Genomic DNA, 16,790 nt, shown 5'->3' with positions numbered 1-16,790 from the left:
CGATGCACGTCCTCTTCCGCGAGACGCACGGGCTCGACTCGGCCGCGGCGCCGCGCGACCTCGCGCAGTCGCCCGCCGATCTCGTCGTCCTGTCCTTCTCGGACAGCGACCTTCAGGCGTTCGCCGCGGGCTGGCACGCCGCCGGCGCGAGCGGGTCGGCGTTGCCATCGCTGCGCCTCGCCGACCTCGCCGAACTGGCGCACCCGCTCTCGGTCGACACCTATGTCGAGGCGACGCTGTTACACGCGCGCGCGATCCTGGTGCGGCTGATCGGCGGACGCTCTTATTGGAGCTACGGGCTGCAGCAGCTCACGCGGTTGGCGCAGGAGCGCGGCATCGCGCTGGCGGTGCTCGCCGCGGACGGACGTGAGGACGGTGCGCTCGACGCCGCCTCGACGCTGCCGCGGGTCGAGCTGCGCGCGCTGGCGCGCCTCTGCGACTCGGGGGGCGCCGAGGCGGCGCGCGGGGCGCTGGCGCTCCTCGCGCGTGCCGCGGGGCTCGACGCCGTGCAGCCGGCAGAGGCGCCGCCGCTCGCCGCCGTCGGGGCGTGGGCCAAGGGCGCCGCGCCCACCTGCCCCGCGGCGCTCGCCTTCGCTGTGGAGCGGCCGCGCGCGCTGATCGTCTTCTACCGCTCCTATCTGCTCGCCGGCGACGTCGCGCCGATCGCAGCGCTGCGCGAGGCGCTCGCTGCGCGCGGCCTGCCCGCGGTGGCGCTGTTCGCACCCTCGCTCAAGGAGCCCGAGGCACGACGCTGGCTGCGACGCTGGGTCGCCGTGCTCGCGCCCGAGGCGATCGTCAGCGTGACCGCCTTCGCCGCCGGCAACGCCGAGGACTTGTCGCCGCTCGATACCGCGGGCGCACCCGTCTTCCAGGTGGCGCTGGCAACGTCCGAGCGGCGCGACTGGATCGAGGCCGTCCGGGGTCTCTCGCCGGCGGATCTCGCGATGCACGTGGTGCTGCCCGAGGTGGACGGGCGCATCTTCGCCGGCGTGGCAAGCTTCAAGGACGCGGGTGCGCGCGATCCAGCGCTGGAGTTCGCGCGCCGCACGCACCGGCCGGACGTGGCGCGGGTCGAGGCGATCGCGGACCGGGTCGCGGGCTGGGTCGCACTCGGGCGCACGCCGCGCCGCCAGCGGCGCGTCGCGCTGGTGCTGTCGACCTATCCGGGCAAGAGCTATCAGCACGCGCACGCCGTCGGGCTCGACCCGCTCGCCTCCGCCGAGGCGATGCTGAGCGACCTGGAAGACGCGGGCTATGATGTGGCGATCGGCGGGATATCGGCGCTGTGTGGGGTGAGTCACGCGAGCGCGCGTCCTTCGTCCGTTCCCCGGCGCACGCCGGGGCCCGGTTGGGACAACCGTGGTGACATGATCGCAGCGGCCCGCAACTGGGCCCCGGCCTCCGCCGGGGCACGGGTTGAGGAGGGCGCGGCCCCACTTCCGCCAAACGATCCCGCGACCTCCCTAACCTGGCCGCTCCCCGACTACGAGCGCGCCCTCGCGACGCTTTCCCGCCCCCTTCAGGACTCACTGACGGCCACCTGGGGGAGCCCCGGTGACGACCCCGCCGTCACCGACGGCCACTTCCACTTCGCGGCGCTCGAGCGCGGCAACGCGCTGGTCGCGCTCCAGCCCGAGCGCGGCGACCCGCGCGCGCGCGGTGACGAGTACCATGACGTCGCCCGCGTACCGCGCCACGCCTATGTCGCCTTCTACCTGTGGCTGCGCGCGCGCGGCAGCGACGCGATCGTCCATGTCGGCGCGCATGGCACGCTCGAGTGGCTGCCGGGCAAGGCGGTGGCGCTCTCGGACGAGTGCTGGCCCGAGGCGCTGATCGGCGCGACCCCGCTGATCTATCCCTTCATCGTCAACGATCCCGGCGAGGCGGCGCAGGCCAAGCGCCGCGCCGCCGCGGTGACGCTCGGTCACCTGCCGCCAGCGCTGGCACGCGCCGAGGCGGGTGCGGGGCTCGCGCGGCTCGAGCTGCTCCTCGACGAATTTTCCGCCGCCGACGGGCTCGATCCGGCGCGGCGCGTGCGGCTGGCCGGCGACATCGCCGACGAGGCCGCGGCGACCGGGCTCGCCGCCGAGCTCGACCTCGCGGCCTGCCCCAGTGACGCCGAGCGGGTGACGCGGATCGACACCTTCGTCTGCGACGTCAAGGACTCGCGTTTCGGCGACGGGCTCCACGTCTACGGCCGTGGCGAGAGCGGCGCGGCGGAGCGCGACGGGTGGCTCGCGGCGCTCGACGGACGCCGCGTCGCCGCGGGGCCGGCCGGCTCGCCCGCGCGCGGTGCGGCGGTGCTGCCGACCGGGCGCAACCTGTACGGCGTCGACCCGCGCGCCACCCCGTCGCGCAGCGCGCATCGTCAGGGCGTCGCGCTCGCGGATGAGCTGCTGCGCCGCCACCTGCAGGACGAGGGCGACTATCCGCGGGCGCTGGTGGTGGACCTGTGGGGCTCGGCGACGATGCGCACCGCGGGTGAGGAGTTCGCGATGGCGCTCCACCTGCTCGGCGCCGCGCCGCAATGGGACCATGGCTCGGATCGGGTCTCGGGCGTCGAGATCCTGCCGCTCGCGCTGCTCGACCGGCCGCGCGTCGACGTGACGCTGCGCATCTCGGGCCTGTTCCGCGACACCTTCCCGACGCTCTGCGCGCTGTTCGGCCAGGCCGTCCGCGCGCTCCATGCGCGCGACGAGCCGAGCGAGATGAACCCGTTCGCCGCCGACGTGATCGAGCCGCGGGTCTATGGCCCGGCGCCGGGCGGCTATGGCGTCGGGCTGGGCGACAGCGTCGAACGCTATGACGAAGAGGGGCGGTCCGCTGCCGGGAAGCGGTGGTTCGCCGCCTCGTCGCACGCCTATGACGACGCGCTCGAGGCCCCTGCCGGGCACGGGGACGCCGGGGGGCTCAGGCGCCGCGTGGCCGCCGCGGAAGCGCTCGTCCACCCGCACGACCTGCCCGAGAGCGATCTGCTCACCGCCGCCGACGTCGCCGCGCATGTCGGTGGCTTCGCCGCGGCCAAGGCGGCGCTCGGCGGGGAGGCGCGGCTGCTGCACCTCGATAGCCGGGACCCGGCCGCACCGCGCGCGCGCCCGATCGGTGAGGAGATCGCGCGGGTGATGCGGGCGCGCGCGGGCAACCGGCGCTGGCTCGCCGGCATGATGCGCCACGGCTATCGCGGCGCGGCCGAGATCGCGGCAACGCTCGACCATCTCGCCGCCTTCGCGCATCTCACGCGAGTCGTGCCGACAGCGCTGCTCGACCTCTACCACGGGGCGACACTCGGCGACGCGGCGGTGCGCGACTTCCTCGCCGACGCGAACCCGGCGGCACTGGCCGCGATGGAGGCGCGCTTCCGCGCGCTGCACCGCTCGGGACTGTGGCCGACGCGGCGCAACGCGATCGTCGCCGCGCTTGGGGAAACGGCATGAGCGCGGTGCGCGGCTGGTGCCCGAGCGCGTGGCGACCGATGGCCGCGGGTGACGGGCTGCTGCTCCGCGTCCGGCCGCCACTGTCGCGGCTGACGTGCGCCCAGGCGCTGCTCGTCGCGGAGCTGGCGGCCGCCAATGGCAACGGCGCGATCGATCTCACGCGCCGCGCCGCACTGCAGCTCCGCGGCTTCGACGAGGCGAGCTGGGGCGAGGCGGTGAAGCGGCTGGTGGCGGCCGGACTGGTCGATCCCGATCCCGCGATCGAGGCGGTAACGCTCACGGTGGCGCCGGATTGGCATGCGGACGACGACACGCATCGGATCGCGCGCGCGCTGGAGATGCGGCGCGTCGAGCTGCCCCGGCTGCCGGGCAAGTTCGGGATCGCGATTGACGCGGGTGAGCGCTCGGTGCTCGGCGACACGCCCGCTGATCTGCGGGTGGAGCGCGGCGTGCATGGCGGGCTGATCCTGCGCGCGGACGGGCGAGCGACGGGCGCGCGCCTGGTGCGCGGCCGGGAGGTCGACGCGGTCGTGTCGCTCGCGCGCTGGTTCATCGCGAGCGGCGGGGCGGCAGTGGGTCGGATGGCGCGCCACGCCGCCGTGCTGCCGGACGGGGCGGTGGGCGAGGTCGGGCCGCTGGTCGGGCAGTCGCAGGGCGAGCAGGTGTCGCCGCGCCACGGCCGGCTCACCGGCGCGGAGCTGGCATCGCTCGCCGAGGCAGCAGAGGCGCTGCGGGTCACGCCGTGGCGCTCACTCCTCCCGGAGCGAGCTGGAGGAGCTGCCATGTTCAGCGCTCGCCCTTCTAACTTCCTGTCATGCAAGGGCGCACCGGTGGCGGTGCACTCACCGGCGGTGACATCTATCCACCGGCGTGCGGCTGATCCCGCTACTAGCGTCGAGGCCTGTGTCGGCGCGCCCGCTTGCCCGCAGGCGAGCGTCGCCACCCGCGCGCTCGCCGACCTCCTCGCATCAGCCTCTCTCGCCGGCCCGATCCACGTCTCCGGCTGCGCCAAGGGCTGCGCCCGCAGCGCGCCCGCGGCGCTCACGATCGTCGGGCGCGCCGGCCGCTACGACCTCGTCCGAGACGGCCGTGCCGACTCACCACCCGCCCTTCTTGACCTCACCGCCGCGGCGTTGCTCGCTGAGCTCGGAGCCTCCTGAATGCGATGTGCCTATGAGACCGATGGGGCGACGATCTATCGCCGATCCTTCGCGATCATCCGCGCCGAGGCCGATCTCGCGCGATTCTCCGCGAAGGAGGAGCCCGTCGCGGTGCGCATGATCCACGCCGCCGGACTCGTCGCGCTGGCCGACAGCATTCGCTTCTCGCCCAGCTTCGCCGGCGCCGCCCGCGCCGCGCTGGCCGCGGGCGCGCCGATCCTGTGCGACGCGCGCATGGTGAGCGAGGGTGTCACGCGCGCGCGACTTCCCGCCGACAACGCGGTGATCTGCACGCTCCAGGACCCGATGGTGCCGCTGCTGGCGGCGGCGCTGAACACCACGCGCTCCGCCGCCGCGCTGGAACTCTGGCGCCCGCATCTCGGCGGCGCGCTGGTCGCTATCGGCAACGCGCCCACAGCGTTGTTCCACCTGCTCGCGATGCTCGACGACCCCGGCTGCCCGCGTCCCGCCGCGATCATCGGTTGCCCAGTCGGCTTCGTCGGTGCGGCGGAGTCGAAGGCAGCGCTGTGGTGCGAGGCACCCGTGCCCTGCGCGATCGTGACGGGTCGGCTCGGCGGCAGCGCGATCACGGTCGCCGCCGTCAACGCTCTGGCGAGCGCGGCGGAATGAGCGTGGGGACGATCCACGGCGTCGGCCTGGGGCCGGGCGCGGCGGACCTGATGAGCGTCCGCGCCGACCGGCTGGTGCGCGGCGCGCGCCACCTCGCCTTCTTCCGCAAGCGCGGGCGGCCCGGTCACGCCCGGCGGCTGGTCGAGAACATGCTGCGCGACGACGTCGTCGAATATGCGATGGAATATCCGGTCACCACCGAGCTGGCGGTGAGCGATCCAGCCTACAACGCGCAGCTCGCCGCCTTCTACGCGGACTGCGCCGCGCATCTCGCCGCGCTCGCCCGCGCCGGAGAAGAGGTGGTGGTGCTGTGCGAGGGCGACCCGTTCTTCTACGGCTCGTTCATGCACCTGCACGCGCGGCTCGCCGGCGCGGTGCCGGTGGCGGTGGTGCCGGGGGTCACCGGCATGTCCGGCGCCTGGACCGCGAGCGGCGCGCCGATCACCTGGGGCGACGACGTGCTCACCGTCGCCACCGCGACGCTGCCCGAGGCCGAGCTGACCCGTCGCGTGCGCGACACCGACGCGCTGGTGGTGATGAAGGTCGGGCGACACCTGCCCAAGCTGCGTCGCGCGCTCGCCGCGGCGGGATGCGCGGACAGGGCCTGGCTGGTCGAGCACGCCGCCATGCCCGAGCAGCGCGTCGTGCCGCTCGCCGCGGCGGGCGAGACCGCGCCCTATTTCGCGATCGTGCTGGTCCACGGCCGGGGGCGGCGCCCGTGAGCGACGGCTGGCTCGCCATCGCGGGGCTCGGACCCGGCGACGAGGCGCTCGTCACCCCCGAGGTGAGCGCGGCGCTCGCCGCCGCGACCGACGTGATCGGCTACGTGCCCTACGTGCGTCGCCTCGCGCCGCGCGCCGGGCTGACTCGGCACGAGTCGGACAATCGCGTCGAACTTGACCGCGCGCGCCACGCTCTGTCGCTCGCCGCCTCCGGCGCGCGGGTCGTCGTGGTGTCCTCGGGTGACCCGGGCGTGTTCGCGATGGCAGCGGCGGTGTTCGAGGCGATCGAGGGCGGAGAACCGCGCTGGCGCGCGCTCGACGTCCGCGTTCTGCCCGGGATCACCGCGATGCTCGCCGCCAGCGCGCGTGCCGGCGCGCCGCTGGGGCATGATTTCTGCGCGATCAACCTGTCGGACAATCTCAAGCCCACCGCGCTGATCGAGCGCCGCCTGCGCTTGGCAGCGGAGGCCGACTTCGCGATCGCGCTCTACAACCCGCGCTCGGTCGCCCGGCCCGACGGGCTCGATCGCGCGCTCGCCGTGCTGCGCGAGACCTGCACCGACCCGCGCCCGGTGCTGTTCGCGCGCGCGGTGACCACGCCCGCGGAGTCGCTGCAGGTCGTGCCGCTACCAGAGGCGCGCGGCGACATGGCGGACATGCGGACGGTGGTGATCGTCGGCTCGAGCCGCACGCGGCTGATCGAACGCGCCGGCGCGCCCTGGCTCTACACGCCGCGGTCGGTCGCGTGATCGAGCCAATCGAGCACCGCCGCGACGCTCTCGCACGTCCGCCGCGGCGGCAGCGCGGGACGGTCGATCATCAGCACTGGCACGCCGAGCGCGCGTGCCGCGGCGAGCTTGGCCGCGGCGCCCTCGCCGCCCGCGTTCTTGCACACGATCAGCTCGGTGCGATGCGCCTCCAGCAGCCGCCGGTCGCCCGCCGCGGTGAAGGGGCCGCGATCGATCACCAGGCGGTGGTTCGGCAGCGCCGGCGGTCGCTCGGGCGGATCGACGAAGCGCAGCAGATAGTCGTGCTGCGGTCGCGCCGCGAAGCGCTCGACGTGCATCCGCCCGAGCGCGAGCATCACGCGCCGCGGCGGTCCGTCGAGCGCGGCGACGGCGGTCTCGAGGTCGGCGACAGACGTCCAGCGATCGCCCGCCGCGGCATGCCACGCCGGCCGGGTGAGCGCGACCAGCGGCACGCCCGCCTGCCCCGCCGCCGCGACCGCGTTGGCGCTGACCCGCGCGGCGAAGGGATGGGTCGCGTCGACGACATGCGTGACCTGCTCGGCGCGAATCCAGGCGGCGAGACCCTCCGCGCCGCCGAAACCGCCGACGCGCACCGGCACCGGCTGCGCGCGCGGGTGCGCGGTGCGGCCGGCGTAGCTCAGCATCGCGCGAACGCCCCGCGCCGCCACAGCGGCAGCGAGCGCGCTCGCCTCGGTGGTCCCGCCGAGGATCAGGAGGTGCGGCATGGCTGAGCGGGGTCCGTGGCTGACGATCGTGGGTATCGGCGAGGATGGACCGGCTGGGCTGTGCGCGGCAAGCCGCGACGCGCTCGACCGCGCCGCGCACGTGTTCGGCGCACGACGCCAGCTCGCGCTGCTGCCGGCGCTGACGGCGACGCGAGAGGAGTGGCCCGTCCCCTTCTCCGCCGGGGTGGAGCGGCTGCTGGCGCGGCGCGGCCGGCCCACGGTGATGCTCGCCTCGGGAGATCCCTTCTGGTTCGGCGCGGGCGGCACCGTCACCGCGCGGCTCGGGCGCGACGAATGGGTGGCTTACCCAGCGCGCTCGACGTTCGCGCTGGCGGCGGCGCGGCTCGGCTGGCGGCTGGAGGAGGCCGCCTGCCTCGGGCTGCACGCCGCGCCGCTGAGCCGGCTGCGCCCGCTGCTCGCGCCGGGCGAGCGCGCGATCGTGCTGGTGCGCGACGGCGACGTAGCGGCCGAGACCGCGCGCTACCTCGTCGCGGAGGGCTTCGGCGCGAGCGCGGTGACCGTGCTGGAGGCGCTCGGCGGCGCGCGCGAACGGGTGCGCCCGACCACGGCCGCAGCATGGGACCTCGACGATGTCGCGCACCCGGTCGCGCTCGCGATCGCGGTGAACGGCGACGGCCGCGTCATGCCGCGCGCGAGCGGGCTCGCCGACGACTGGTTCGCGCATGACGGCCAGCTCACCAAGCGCCCGCAGCGCGCGCTGGCGCTATCGGCGCTCGCCCCGCGCGCCGGCGAGCTGCTGTGGGACATCGGCGCGGGCGCGGGCTCGATCGCGATCGAGTGGCTGCTCGCGCATCCGCGCACCGCGGCGGTGGCGATCGAGCGCGACCCGGTCCGCGCCGCGCGCGCGCGCGCCAATGCCGAGGCGCTCGGGGTCGATCGACTGCGGCTGGTCGAGGGCGCGGCGCCGGCGGTGCTAACCGAGCTGCCCCTGCCCGACGCTGTTTTCGTCGGCGGCGGGCTCTGCGACGCGCTGCTCGACTGGTTGTTCGAATCGCTGCCCGCCGGCACGCGCCTCGTCGCGCACGCGGTGACGCTCGAGTCGGAGGCGCTGCTCGGTGCGCGTCACGCCGCGCACGGCGGGGCCCTGCTGCGCGTCGAGCTGGCGGAGGCGGCGGCGCTCGGCACACGGCGCGGCTGGCGCACCAGCTTCCCGGTCGTGCAGTGGAGCGTGACACTGTGATCGTCGCCGGCTTCGGCTGCCGCGCCGGCGCTACCACCGAGTCGCTCGCCGCAGCGCTGGTTGCCGCGGCAGAGGGGCGGAAGGTCGACGGGCTCGCCGCCCCCACCGATCGGGTCGCGCTGCTGAGGCCGCTCGCGCGCGCGCTCGGCATCCCGCTCACCGCCGTCACGGACGCGGCACTCGCCGCCACTGTCACACCGACCCGCTCACCCGTCAGCCTCGCCGCGCGGGGCACCGGCAGCGTCGCCGAGGCCGCCGCGCTCCATGCCGCCGGTCGGGGCGCTCGCCTGCTCACGACGCGGCGCGTCTCCCCCGATCGGCGCGCCACCTGCGCGCTCGCCCAAGGAATCCCATGACCGTTCATTTCATCGGCGCCGGCCCCGGCGCGCCCGACCTGCTGACGCTGCGCGGCCGCGACCTGATCGCCGCCGCGCCGGTGTGCCTCTACGCCGGCTCGCTCATTCCCGCCGCGATGCTGCGCCACTGCCCGCCCGGCGCCAGGATCATCGACACCGCACCGCTGTCGCTCGATCAGATCGTCGCCGAGATCGTCGCGGCGCACGCCGCCGGGCAGGACGTGGCGCGCCTCCACTCGGGCGACCTGTCGGTCTGGTCCGCCATGGGCGAGCAGATGCGCCGGCTGCGCGCGCTCGGTATCCCCGTCACGGTGACACCGGGGGTCCCCGCCTTCGCGGCCGCGGCCGCCGCGCTGGAGAGCGAGCTGACGCTGCCCGGCATCGCCCAGTCGGTGGTGCTCACGCGCACGTCCGGCCGCGCCAGCGCGATGCCGCCGGCCGAGACGCTCGCCGCCTTCGCTGCGACCGGCGCGACGCTGGCGATCCACCTCTCGATCCATCGCCTCGCCGAGGTCGCGGCGGCGCTGCTGCCGACGCACGGTGGCGACTGCCCCGCCGCGGTGGTCTGGCGGGCGAGCTGGCCCGACGAGCGCGTGGTCCGCGCGACGCTGGCGACGCTCGCCGACGCCGCCGCGGGCGGCCCCGAGCGCACGGCGCTGATCCTGGTTGGCCGCGTGCTCGGGGCCGAGCATTTCGACGAGAGCCGGCTTTACGCGCCCGACTATGAGCGCCGCTTCCGCCCTGCCGCCGGGCCGGCGGCGTGACGTCGGGCCTGATGATCGCGGCCCCCGCGTCGGGGAGCGGCAAGACGACGGTAATGCTCGGGCTGCTCCGCGCGCTCGCCGAAGACGGCGTCGTCGTACAGCCCTACAAGAGCGGGCCCGACTACATCGACCCCGCCTTCCACCGCGCCGCGTGCGGGCGCGACTCGTACAATCTCGACGGCTGGGCGATGCCGGGCGCGCTGCTCGACGCGCTCGTGGCGCGCGCGGGCGACGCCGAGCTGGCGCTGGCCGAGGCGTCGATGGGGCTGTTCGACGGCGTCGCGACGCCGGGGCAGAGCGGTACCGGCGCGGGCGCCGAGATCGCGCGACGCTTCGGCTGGCCGGTCGTGCTGGTGCTCGATGTCAGCGGCCAGGCGCAGTCCGCCGCCGCGACCGCGCTCGGCTTCGCGACGCTCGACCCCGAGCTGCGTCTCGCCGGCGTGATCCTCAACCGCGTGGCGAGCGCGCGGCACGAGCGACTCGCGCGCGCGGGCATGGCGGCGGCGGGGATCGCGGTGCTCGGCGCTCTGCCGCGTGCGCCCGAGTTGCGGCTCCCCGAGCGCCACCTCGGCCTCGTGCAGGCGGGCGAGCACGCCGACCTCGAGGAGCGGATCGGCGCACACGCCGCCTTCGTGCGCGCGCATCTCGACCTGGCTGCCCTGCGCGCCCTCGCCGCGGGCGGGCGCGCCGAGGCAGCGTCACCGCGGATCGACCCGCCGGCGCAGCGGATCGCGCTCGCGCAGGATGCCGCCTTCTCCTTCACCTACCCGCACCTGCTGAGCGGCTGGCGCGCGGCGGGCGCGACGCTGCTCCCCTTCTCACCGCTCGCCGACGAGTCGCCGGCGGCGGACGCCGACCTGATCTGGCTGCCCGGCGGCTATCCCGAGCTCCATGCCGGCCGTCTCGCCGCGGCGACGCGGTTCCTCGCCGGGTTGCGTACGCACGCCGAGACGCGCCCCGTTCACGGCGAGTGCGGCGGCTACATGGTGCTCGGCGAGGCGCTGGTCGACGCCGAGGGCACCCGGCACCGCATGGCCGGGCTGCTCGGCCTGGTGACCAGCCACGCGACCCGGCGGCTGCACCTCGGCTATCGGCGGGCGACGCTGGCGCAGCGGCTGGGCGCCCTCGCGGCCGACACGATCCTGTTCGGGCACGAATTCCACTATTCCTCGATCCTCGCCCAACCGGATGCGCCGCTCGCCGCGGTGACCGACGCCGATGGAGTCGCGGTGGCGGAGACCGGTTCGGCGCGCGGGCATGTCAGCGGCAGCTTCTTCCACCTGATCGCGGCGGCGCGATGATCGCGCTGAGCCTCATCGGGATCGGCACCGGCAATCCCGACCATCTCACCCGCGCGGCCGAGGGGGCGATGCGCGCCGCCGACCTGATCCTGCTGCCGCGCAAGCGCGCCGAGACCGCCGAGCTGCTCGACCTGCGCGCCGCGATCTGCGCCGCGGTGGTCGGTGAGACCGCGCGAACCGCGACCTTCGACATGCCCGGGCGCGACCCGACGCTGCCCTACCTCGACGGGGTCGACGCGTGGCACGACGCCATCGCGGCGGCGTGGCGGGGGGCGATCGCGCGCCACTTGCCCGACGGCGGCCGGGTGGCGCTGCTCGTCTGGGGCGACCCGTCGCTCTACGACAGCAGCCTGCGCATCGCCGCGCGGCTCCGCGCCGGCGCGATGCCGGTGACGGTCGAGGTGGTGCCCGGCATCACCAGCCTGCAGGCGCTCGCCGCGGCGCATGCCATCCCGCTCACCGGGCTCGGGACGCCCCTGCTCGTCACCACCGGGCGGCGGCTGGCTGCCGAGGGCTGGCCCGCCGGCACCGAGATGGTGGCCGTGATGCTCGACTCGGGCTGCGCGTTCGAGCGGCTCGATACGGCGTGCACGTCGATCTGGTGGGGCGCCTACCTCGGCATGGCGCAGGAGTCGCTGCTCGCCGGCCCGCTCGCCGCGACCGCGCCCGCGATCCGCGATGAGCGCACGCTGCTGCGCGCACGGCACGGCTGGATCATGGACTGTTATCTGCTCCGCCGCGACGCAGCTCGCGCAGCCGCCAGCGATCGGTGAACGACAGCACGACGATGGCGAGCGGTGCGACGTCGATCGCCAGCGTCGCGGCGACCGGCAGCGCGAGCGCATGGGCCAGCGCGGCGCGGACCACCGCGGCATGGGTCACCGCGAGCCATCGCCCCTCGCCCCGCGCGGCGAGCGAGTCGAGCCACGTACCGACCCGCGCGCGCACCGCGTCGAGCGACTCGCCACCGGGTGCACCGCGCTCGGGGGTCGCGATCCACGCCGCGAGCTCTTCCGCGGGCAGCGTCGCCAGCGCGCGACCGCGCCACGCGCCGGCGTCCCGGTCAGCGAGCGCCGGCTCGTCGGTCGCGGGCAGGCCCAGCGCCGCCGCGGTCTCGCGCGCCGACCGCTCGGGCGCGGCGACGCAGCGCCACGACGCCGCCGCGCCGAGCCGCAACGCCCGTACCTTGATGAGGCCGGCGGGGTCGAGCGCGTCGCCGGGCGCGGCGAAGCGCGCTGCGCGCGTCGCCTCGGTGGCGCCGGCGCAGAGCAGCAGCAGGCGAACGGTCACGATGGGGCTCCTGCTCGGTTGACGCGGTGCCGTGCAGCCGTCACAGCTGCGTTCCTCAGCACCGGGCGGGAAGCCGGTGAGACTCCGGCGCGGTCGCGCCACTGTGATCGACGGCCCCTGCGCTGTCGAGAGTCAGACCCCGCCCGGCGCGTCCACCGCTATTCCGGGCGCGCTTCCCCGGACTGGAGCCGAACCGATGACCAGCCGCGTCGCCGCGCGCCCGCTTCCCGCCCCTGCTCCCGCCGCTGCGATCCCGCTCGCCGAGATCGCGCCCTGGGCGGTCTTCGCCGCGATCGTGGCGTTGATCCTGCTCTACTTCGTCAGCACCGAGCAGGGCGCCTTCGCTTTGTTCAAGGGCATGTACGTCCACGAGTTCGTCCATGACGGACGACACCTGCTCGGCTTTCCCTGCCACTAAGCGCAAGGTCACATCATGACAGGGCTGCTGCTCTGGCGAGGGATGCTCGCCGGGCTCGCCGGCGCGTTCGTCGCCGCCACCTTCGCGCTGATCGTCGCCGAGCCGCACGTCGACGCCGCGATCGCGTTCGAGGCGCGCCACGCGGCGCACGAGAGCGGAGTGGAGCTGGTATCGCGCGCGACGCAGAAGACGCTGGGGCTGTACACCGCGATGATGCTCTACGGCGCGGCGCTGGGCGGGCTGCTCGCGATCGTGGTGGCGGCGTGTCACGGCCGGGTCGGTGCGATCCCGCCGCGCGCGCTCGCGCTGCTGCTCGCCGCGCTCGCCTGCGTCGTGCTGGTGCTCGCGCCCGCGCTCAAATACCCGCCGACGCCGCCCGCGGTCGGGCTGCACGAGACGGTGCGGCTGCGCACCGGCGCGTTCCTCGCGATGCTGGCGGGATCGCTGCTCGCCGCGCTCGCCGGGGCGTGGACGGCGCAGCGGCTCGGCGCGGTCGTAACCCGGCTCGACCGCTGGCTCGCGGGCGGGCTCGTCTATGTCGCCGCCGTCGCGCTGGTCGCCCTGTTGCTGCCGCACGTCGACGAGGTGCCCACCGACTTCCCCGCCTCGCTGCTGTGGCAGTATCGCGTCGCGGCGATCGCGGGGCAGATGATCTTCTGGCTCAGCACCGCCGAGCTGTTCGGGCGGCTCGCCCAGCCGCTGCTCGCGCCGCGGGTGGCACGATGACCGCGACCGAGCAGCGCCACACCGAGAAGATGCGCCGGGTCCAGGCGGGCCGGCGCGCGATGATGGCGACCAAGACGCAGGAGAAGGGTCTGCTGATCGTCCACACCGGCGCGGGCAAGGGCAAGACCACCGCCGCCTTCGGCATGGCGGTGCGCACGATCGGGCACGGCATGCGGGTCGGCATCGTCCAGTTCGTCAAGGGCGCGATGTCCACGGGCGAGCGCGCCGTGTTCGACGCCTTCCCTGACCTGGTCACCTTCCGCGCCATGGGCGAGGGCTTCACCTGGGACACCCAGGACCGCGCCCGCGACGTCGCGGTCGCGCGCGCCGCCTGGGACGAAGTCGCGCGGATGGTCGCCGATCCGTCCTACGCGATGGTCATCGCGGACGAGCTCAACATCGTCCTGCGCTACGATTATCTGCCGGTCGCCGACGTGCTCGCGGTCGCCGCCGCGCGGCCGGCGATGACTCATCTCGTCGTCACCGGGCGCAACGCGCCCGCCGCGCTGATCGAGGCCGCGGACCTCGTCACCGAGATGACCCAGGTCAAACACCCGTTCCGCGGCGGGGTGAAGGCACAGCCCGGGGTGGAGTTCTGATGGTCACGCTTCGAGCGACTGCGCCCGGCACGTCGGTGGTGGCGTGCAACACCTGCCGTCACAGCGCCGCCGCGCGCGAGGATACGGACGGCGCGCGCGGCGGCGCACGCCTGGCCGCGGCGCTGCGCGCGCTCCAGGGAAGCGACCCGGCCTATGCAGCGGTCACGGTCGAGGAGATGCCGTGCCTGTTCGCGTGCGGCGACTTCTGCACCGTCCACCTGCGCGCCCCGGGGAAGGTGGGCTATGTGCTCGGCCGCTTCGCCCCCTGCGACGAGTCCGCACGCGCGATCCTCGACTATGCCGCGCGCTACGCGGCGAGCGAGACCGGCCAGGTACCCTTCAAGGAGTGGCCGGCCGGCGTGAAGGGGCATTTCCTCACCCGCACCCCGCCCGAAGGATATGTCGTCGCATGATTCGGCTCGACACGCCCGCCGCGCTCGACGCCGCGCTGCGCACCCTCCCGGCCGCCGACGCGGCCGCGCGCGCCGCCGCGGCGGCGCGGCAGGCGCAGCTTACCAAGCCGCCCGGCTCGCTCGGGCGGCTCGAGGAGATCGCGCTGTTCATGGCGGGCTGGCAGGCGCGCGCGATCCCGAAGCTGGAGCGCGGCCGGGTCGCGATCTTCGCGGGCAACCACGGCGTCGCCGCGCGCGGCGTCAGCGCCTTCCCACCCGAGGTCACCGCGCAGCAGGTGGCGAACTTCACCGCGGGGGGCGGCGCGATCAACGCGCTCGCCTACGCCTCCGGCCTGGAGCTGACGGTCACCGCGCTCGAGCTCGACCGACCCACCGGCGACATCGCCGAGACCGCGGCGATGAGCGAGGCCGAGTGCGGCGAGGCGCTGATGGCCGGCGCCGCCGCGGTCGAGCCGGGGCTCGACCTGCTCGTGCCGGGCGAGATGGGCATCGCCAATTCCACCGTCGCCGCCGCACTCTGCGCCGCGACGCTCGGCGGCGACGCGGTGGACTGGGTCGGCCCGGGCAGCGGGGTCAGCGGCCTCGCGGCGACCGCGAAGCGCGAGGCGGTCGCGCGCGCGCTGTCGCTCCACCGCGCGCGTGCCAACACGCCGTTCGAGGCGCTGCGGCGGCTCGGCGGGCGCGAGCTCGCCGCCATGGCGGGTGCGGTGATCGCGGCGCGCCATGCCGGCGTACCGGTGCTGCTCGACGGCTTCATCGCCACCGCGCCGCTCGCCCCGCTCGCGGTCGCCGCGCCGGCGATCACCGACCATTGTCTCGCCGGGCATCGCTCCGCCGAGCCGGGGCACGCGCGGCTGCTCGCCGGGCTCGGCCTCACCCCGCTCCTCGCGCTCGACCTGCGGCTGGGCGAGGCGAGCGGCGGCGCGCTCGCGGCCGCGCTCGTCCGCGCGGCGCTCGCCGCGCATGAGCGCATGGCGACCTTCGCCGAGGCCGGGGTGAGCGCCGGGTGACCGCGCCGGTCACGCTCCACCTGATGCGGCACGGGGCCACGGATAAGGAGGGCCATTTGAACGGTCGCAGCGACGTGCGCGTCACCGCCGCCGGGCTGGCGAGCTGCGTCGCTGCCGCTGCCCCGCTCGGGTTCGAGCGCGTGGTGACCTCGGACCTGGCACGCGCGCGCGACTGCGGCGCCGCGATCGCGCGCGCGGCCGAAGTGCCGATCCGCGTGGACGCGCGCTGGCGCGAGCTCGACTTCGGTGAGTGGGACGGCCGCCATCCCGGAACACTCGACCCCGACCGGCTCGCCGCTTTCTGGGCCGACCCTGACGGTGCCGCGCCGCCGGGCGGGGAGTGCTGGTCGGGGCTGACCGCGCGCGTCGGCGCGGCACTCGACGCTCTCGCCGCTGACACGCTCGTCGTCGCCCATGCCGGCGCGATCCGTGCCGCGCTCGCGGTCACCTGCGGGCTCGACCCGCGCCAGGTCTGGATGTTCGACCTGCCCTATGCCGCGGCCGTGACGCTGCGACGATGGGGCGACGTCGCGCCGGTGACGCAGATCACCGCGCTGCGATGATCCGCGCGCTGATCGTCGCGCTCGGCTTCCTCACGCGGCTGCCGCTGCCGCGCGTCGAAGCGAGCGAGCGCGACTGGGTCGCCTCGATCCGCTGCTATCCCGTCGCCGGCCTCATTATCGGGGCGATCGTCGCGGGCGCGGGGGCGGCGGCGGGCGCGCGCGACCCGTGGCTCGGCGCGCTGGCCGCGCTGGTCGCCTGGGCGGCGGTCACCGGCGCGCTCCACCTCGACGGGCTCAGCGACCTCGCCGACGCGCTGGGCGCCGCGCACGGCGACCGGACGCGACTGTTGCGCGTGCTCGCCGAGCCGCAGGTGGGAAGCTTCGGCGTGGTCGCGATCGCGCTCCAGCTGCTCGCCAAGCTGGTGCTGCTCCACGCGCTGCCGCCCGGTGGCTGGTGGACGCTGCCGCTGGTCACCGCGGCGGCGCGTACCGGGCCGCTCGCCTGGGCGCGCTGGCTGCCGCCGCTCAAGCCGGGTCTCGGCGCGACGCTGGCGAAGGCGGTGCGCGCGCGCGACCTGCTCGGCTGGAGCGCGCTGCTGCTCGCCGCGGGCGTGCTTGAGCCGGCGCTACTGGCCGCTATGCCCTTGATCGCGCTGTACGGCCAGTGGCTGAGGCGGCGGCTCGGCGGGATCAACGGCGACGCGCACGGCGCGGGGATCGAGCTGGTCGAGACGGGGCTCCTCGTCATCGTCGTCGCGCTGGGCTGAGCGTCGGTGCACCGCGCGGGGC

Annotated in this window: 19 protein-coding genes; 17 read left to right on the top strand and 2 right to left on the bottom strand. The window is 75.4% G+C overall.

Going from position 1 to position 16,790, the window contains the following annotated elements; translation table 11 throughout:
• Positions 1–2: 2 nt before the first annotated feature.
• From cobN to cobJ, 5 genes are read left to right on the top strand one after another with little or no spacing between them, the layout of a single operon-like run.
• Entirely contained in the window at positions 3–3,434 is a 3,432-nt protein-coding gene (gene cobN, locus K7957_RS01730) for a cobaltochelatase subunit CobN (protein ID WP_223011074.1), read from the top strand.
• Positions 3,431–4,594, top strand: coding sequence for a cobalamin biosynthesis protein CobG (locus K7957_RS01725; protein WP_246616606.1), 1,164 nt, complete (start codon positions 3,431–3,433; stop codon positions 4,592–4,594). The genes cobN and K7957_RS01725 overlap by 4 nt, the downstream gene beginning before the upstream one ends.
• Complete coding sequence (locus tag K7957_RS01720) at positions 4,595–5,224, top strand: precorrin-8X methylmutase (RefSeq protein ID WP_223010269.1); 630 nt, start codon at positions 4,595–4,597, stop codon at positions 5,222–5,224. It abuts the gene before it with no gap.
• A complete protein-coding gene (gene cobI, locus K7957_RS01715) occupies positions 5,221–5,946 on the top strand; it encodes a precorrin-2 C(20)-methyltransferase (protein ID WP_223010268.1) in 726 nt (241 codons plus the stop codon). Before K7957_RS01720 ends, cobI begins: the two co-directional genes overlap by 4 nt.
• A complete protein-coding gene (gene cobJ / locus K7957_RS01710; protein ID WP_223010267.1) occupies positions 5,943–6,695 on the top strand; it encodes a precorrin-3B C(17)-methyltransferase in 753 nt (250 codons plus the stop codon). The genes cobI and cobJ overlap by 4 nt, the downstream gene beginning before the upstream one ends.
• Here cobJ and K7957_RS01705 read toward each other — a convergent pair.
• Positions 6,671–7,420 (bottom strand): cobalt-precorrin-6A reductase, encoded by a 750-nt coding sequence (locus K7957_RS01705; protein ID WP_223010266.1) that lies wholly within the window; start codon positions 7,418–7,420, stop codon positions 6,671–6,673. The two genes, cobJ and K7957_RS01705, sit on opposite strands and share 25 nt — an antisense overlap.
• On the opposite strand from K7957_RS01705, the gene cbiE reads away from it, so the two are divergent.
• Genes cbiE through cobF form a run of 5 tightly spaced genes read left to right on the top strand, consistent with a single transcriptional unit; the run spans position 7,419 to position 11,815 of the window.
• Entirely contained in the window at positions 7,419–8,621 is a 1,203-nt protein-coding gene (cbiE, locus tag K7957_RS01700) for a precorrin-6y C5,15-methyltransferase (decarboxylating) subunit CbiE (RefSeq protein WP_223010265.1), read from the top strand. The genes K7957_RS01705 and cbiE overlap by 2 nt on opposite strands.
• Positions 8,618–8,977 (top strand): cobalamin biosynthesis protein, encoded by a 360-nt coding sequence (locus K7957_RS01695; RefSeq protein ID WP_223010264.1) that lies wholly within the window; start codon positions 8,618–8,620, stop codon positions 8,975–8,977. Before cbiE ends, K7957_RS01695 begins: the two co-directional genes overlap by 4 nt.
• Complete coding sequence (cobM, locus tag K7957_RS01690) at positions 8,974–9,741, top strand: precorrin-4 C(11)-methyltransferase (RefSeq protein WP_223010263.1); 768 nt, start codon at positions 8,974–8,976, stop codon at positions 9,739–9,741. Before K7957_RS01695 ends, cobM begins: the two co-directional genes overlap by 4 nt.
• Positions 9,742–9,752: 11 nt before the next feature.
• Complete coding sequence (locus tag K7957_RS01685; protein ID WP_223010262.1) at positions 9,753–11,042, top strand: cobyrinic acid a,c-diamide synthase CobB; 1,290 nt, start codon at positions 9,753–9,755, stop codon at positions 11,040–11,042.
• Positions 11,039–11,815: a precorrin-6A synthase (deacetylating) gene (cobF, locus tag K7957_RS01680; protein WP_223010261.1), complete on the top strand. Its 777-nt coding sequence runs from the start codon at positions 11,039–11,041 to the stop codon at positions 11,813–11,815. The genes K7957_RS01685 and cobF overlap by 4 nt, the downstream gene beginning before the upstream one ends.
• Here cobF and K7957_RS01675 read toward each other — a convergent pair.
• On the bottom strand, positions 11,757–12,332 hold the full coding sequence (locus K7957_RS01675; protein WP_223010260.1) for a histidine phosphatase family protein: 576 nt from the start codon (positions 12,330–12,332) through the stop codon (positions 11,757–11,759). The genes cobF and K7957_RS01675 overlap by 59 nt on opposite strands.
• A gap of 196 nt (positions 12,333–12,528) precedes the next feature.
• Here K7957_RS01675 and K7957_RS01670 point away from each other — a divergent pair, with 196 nt between their 5' ends.
• From K7957_RS01670 to cobS, 7 genes are read left to right on the top strand one after another with little or no spacing between them, the layout of a single operon-like run.
• Complete coding sequence (locus K7957_RS01670) at positions 12,529–12,750, top strand: CbtB domain-containing protein (RefSeq protein ID WP_223010259.1); 222 nt, start codon at positions 12,529–12,531, stop codon at positions 12,748–12,750.
• A 15-nt stretch (positions 12,751–12,765) separates the two neighbouring features.
• Positions 12,766–13,476 carry a CbtA family protein gene (locus K7957_RS01665; protein WP_246616605.1) on the top strand — a complete coding sequence of 237 codons (711 nt, stop codon included), beginning with the start codon at positions 12,766–12,768 and terminating at the stop codon, positions 13,474–13,476.
• Entirely contained in the window at positions 13,473–14,075 is a 603-nt protein-coding gene (cobO, locus tag K7957_RS01660; RefSeq protein WP_223010258.1) for a cob(I)yrinic acid a,c-diamide adenosyltransferase, read from the top strand. The genes K7957_RS01665 and cobO overlap by 4 nt, the downstream gene beginning before the upstream one ends.
• Positions 14,075–14,488 (top strand): DUF1636 domain-containing protein, encoded by a 414-nt coding sequence (locus K7957_RS01655; RefSeq protein WP_223010257.1) that lies wholly within the window; start codon positions 14,075–14,077, stop codon positions 14,486–14,488. Before cobO ends, K7957_RS01655 begins: the two co-directional genes overlap by 1 nt.
• Complete coding sequence (cobT, locus tag K7957_RS01650; protein WP_223010256.1) at positions 14,485–15,498, top strand: nicotinate-nucleotide--dimethylbenzimidazole phosphoribosyltransferase; 1,014 nt, start codon at positions 14,485–14,487, stop codon at positions 15,496–15,498. Before K7957_RS01655 ends, cobT begins: the two co-directional genes overlap by 4 nt.
• Positions 15,499–15,521: 23 nt before the next feature.
• Positions 15,522–16,061: a histidine phosphatase family protein gene (locus tag K7957_RS01645; protein WP_223011072.1), complete on the top strand. Its 540-nt coding sequence runs from the start codon at positions 15,522–15,524 to the stop codon at positions 16,059–16,061.
• A complete protein-coding gene (gene cobS / locus K7957_RS01640; RefSeq protein ID WP_223011071.1) occupies positions 16,061–16,768 on the top strand; it encodes an adenosylcobinamide-GDP ribazoletransferase in 708 nt (235 codons plus the stop codon). The genes K7957_RS01645 and cobS overlap by 1 nt, the downstream gene beginning before the upstream one ends.
• Positions 16,769–16,790 lie beyond the last annotated feature (22 nt).

The organism is Sphingomonas yunnanensis (assembly GCF_019898765.1).
Classification (GTDB): domain Bacteria; phylum Pseudomonadota; class Alphaproteobacteria; order Sphingomonadales; family Sphingomonadaceae; genus Sphingomonas; species Sphingomonas yunnanensis.
The sequence above is the reverse complement of the archived record's forward strand: the minus strand, read 5'-3'. Positions and strand labels throughout refer to the sequence as shown.

What these genes read in the sequence shown, in the direction of transcription:
- K7957_RS01705 (WP_223010266.1), bottom strand. Translation starts at nt 7,420, where the DNA reads ATGCCGCACCTCCTGATCCTCGGCGGGACCACCGAGGCGAGCGCGCTC.
- K7957_RS01670 (WP_223010259.1), top strand. Translation starts at nt 12,529, where the DNA reads ATGACCAGCCGCGTCGCCGCGCGCCCGCTTCCCGCCCCTGCTCCCGCC.
- K7957_RS01725 (WP_246616606.1), top strand. Translation starts at nt 3,431, where the DNA reads ATGAGCGCGGTGCGCGGCTGGTGCCCGAGCGCGTGGCGACCGATGGCC.
- K7957_RS01685 (WP_223010262.1), top strand. Translation starts at nt 9,753, where the DNA reads ATGATCGCGGCCCCCGCGTCGGGGAGCGGCAAGACGACGGTAATGCTC.
- K7957_RS01665 (WP_246616605.1), top strand. Translation starts at nt 12,766, where the DNA reads ATGACAGGGCTGCTGCTCTGGCGAGGGATGCTCGCCGGGCTCGCCGGC.
- K7957_RS01655 (WP_223010257.1), top strand. Translation starts at nt 14,075, where the DNA reads ATGGTCACGCTTCGAGCGACTGCGCCCGGCACGTCGGTGGTGGCGTGC.
- K7957_RS01645 (WP_223011072.1), top strand. Translation starts at nt 15,522, where the DNA reads ATGCGGCACGGGGCCACGGATAAGGAGGGCCATTTGAACGGTCGCAGC.
- cobO (WP_223010258.1), top strand. Translation starts at nt 13,473, where the DNA reads ATGACCGCGACCGAGCAGCGCCACACCGAGAAGATGCGCCGGGTCCAG.
- cobN (WP_223011074.1), top strand. Translation starts at nt 3, where the DNA reads ATGCACGTCCTCTTCCGCGAGACGCACGGGCTCGACTCGGCCGCGGCG.
- cobI (WP_223010268.1), top strand. Translation starts at nt 5,221, where the DNA reads ATGAGCGTGGGGACGATCCACGGCGTCGGCCTGGGGCCGGGCGCGGCG.
- cobT (WP_223010256.1), top strand. Translation starts at nt 14,485, where the DNA reads ATGATTCGGCTCGACACGCCCGCCGCGCTCGACGCCGCGCTGCGCACC.
- cbiE (WP_223010265.1), top strand. Translation starts at nt 7,419, where the DNA reads ATGGCTGAGCGGGGTCCGTGGCTGACGATCGTGGGTATCGGCGAGGAT.
- K7957_RS01720 (WP_223010269.1), top strand. Translation starts at nt 4,595, where the DNA reads ATGCGATGTGCCTATGAGACCGATGGGGCGACGATCTATCGCCGATCC.
- cobM (WP_223010263.1), top strand. Translation starts at nt 8,974, where the DNA reads ATGACCGTTCATTTCATCGGCGCCGGCCCCGGCGCGCCCGACCTGCTG.
- cobF (WP_223010261.1), top strand. Translation starts at nt 11,039, where the DNA reads ATGATCGCGCTGAGCCTCATCGGGATCGGCACCGGCAATCCCGACCAT.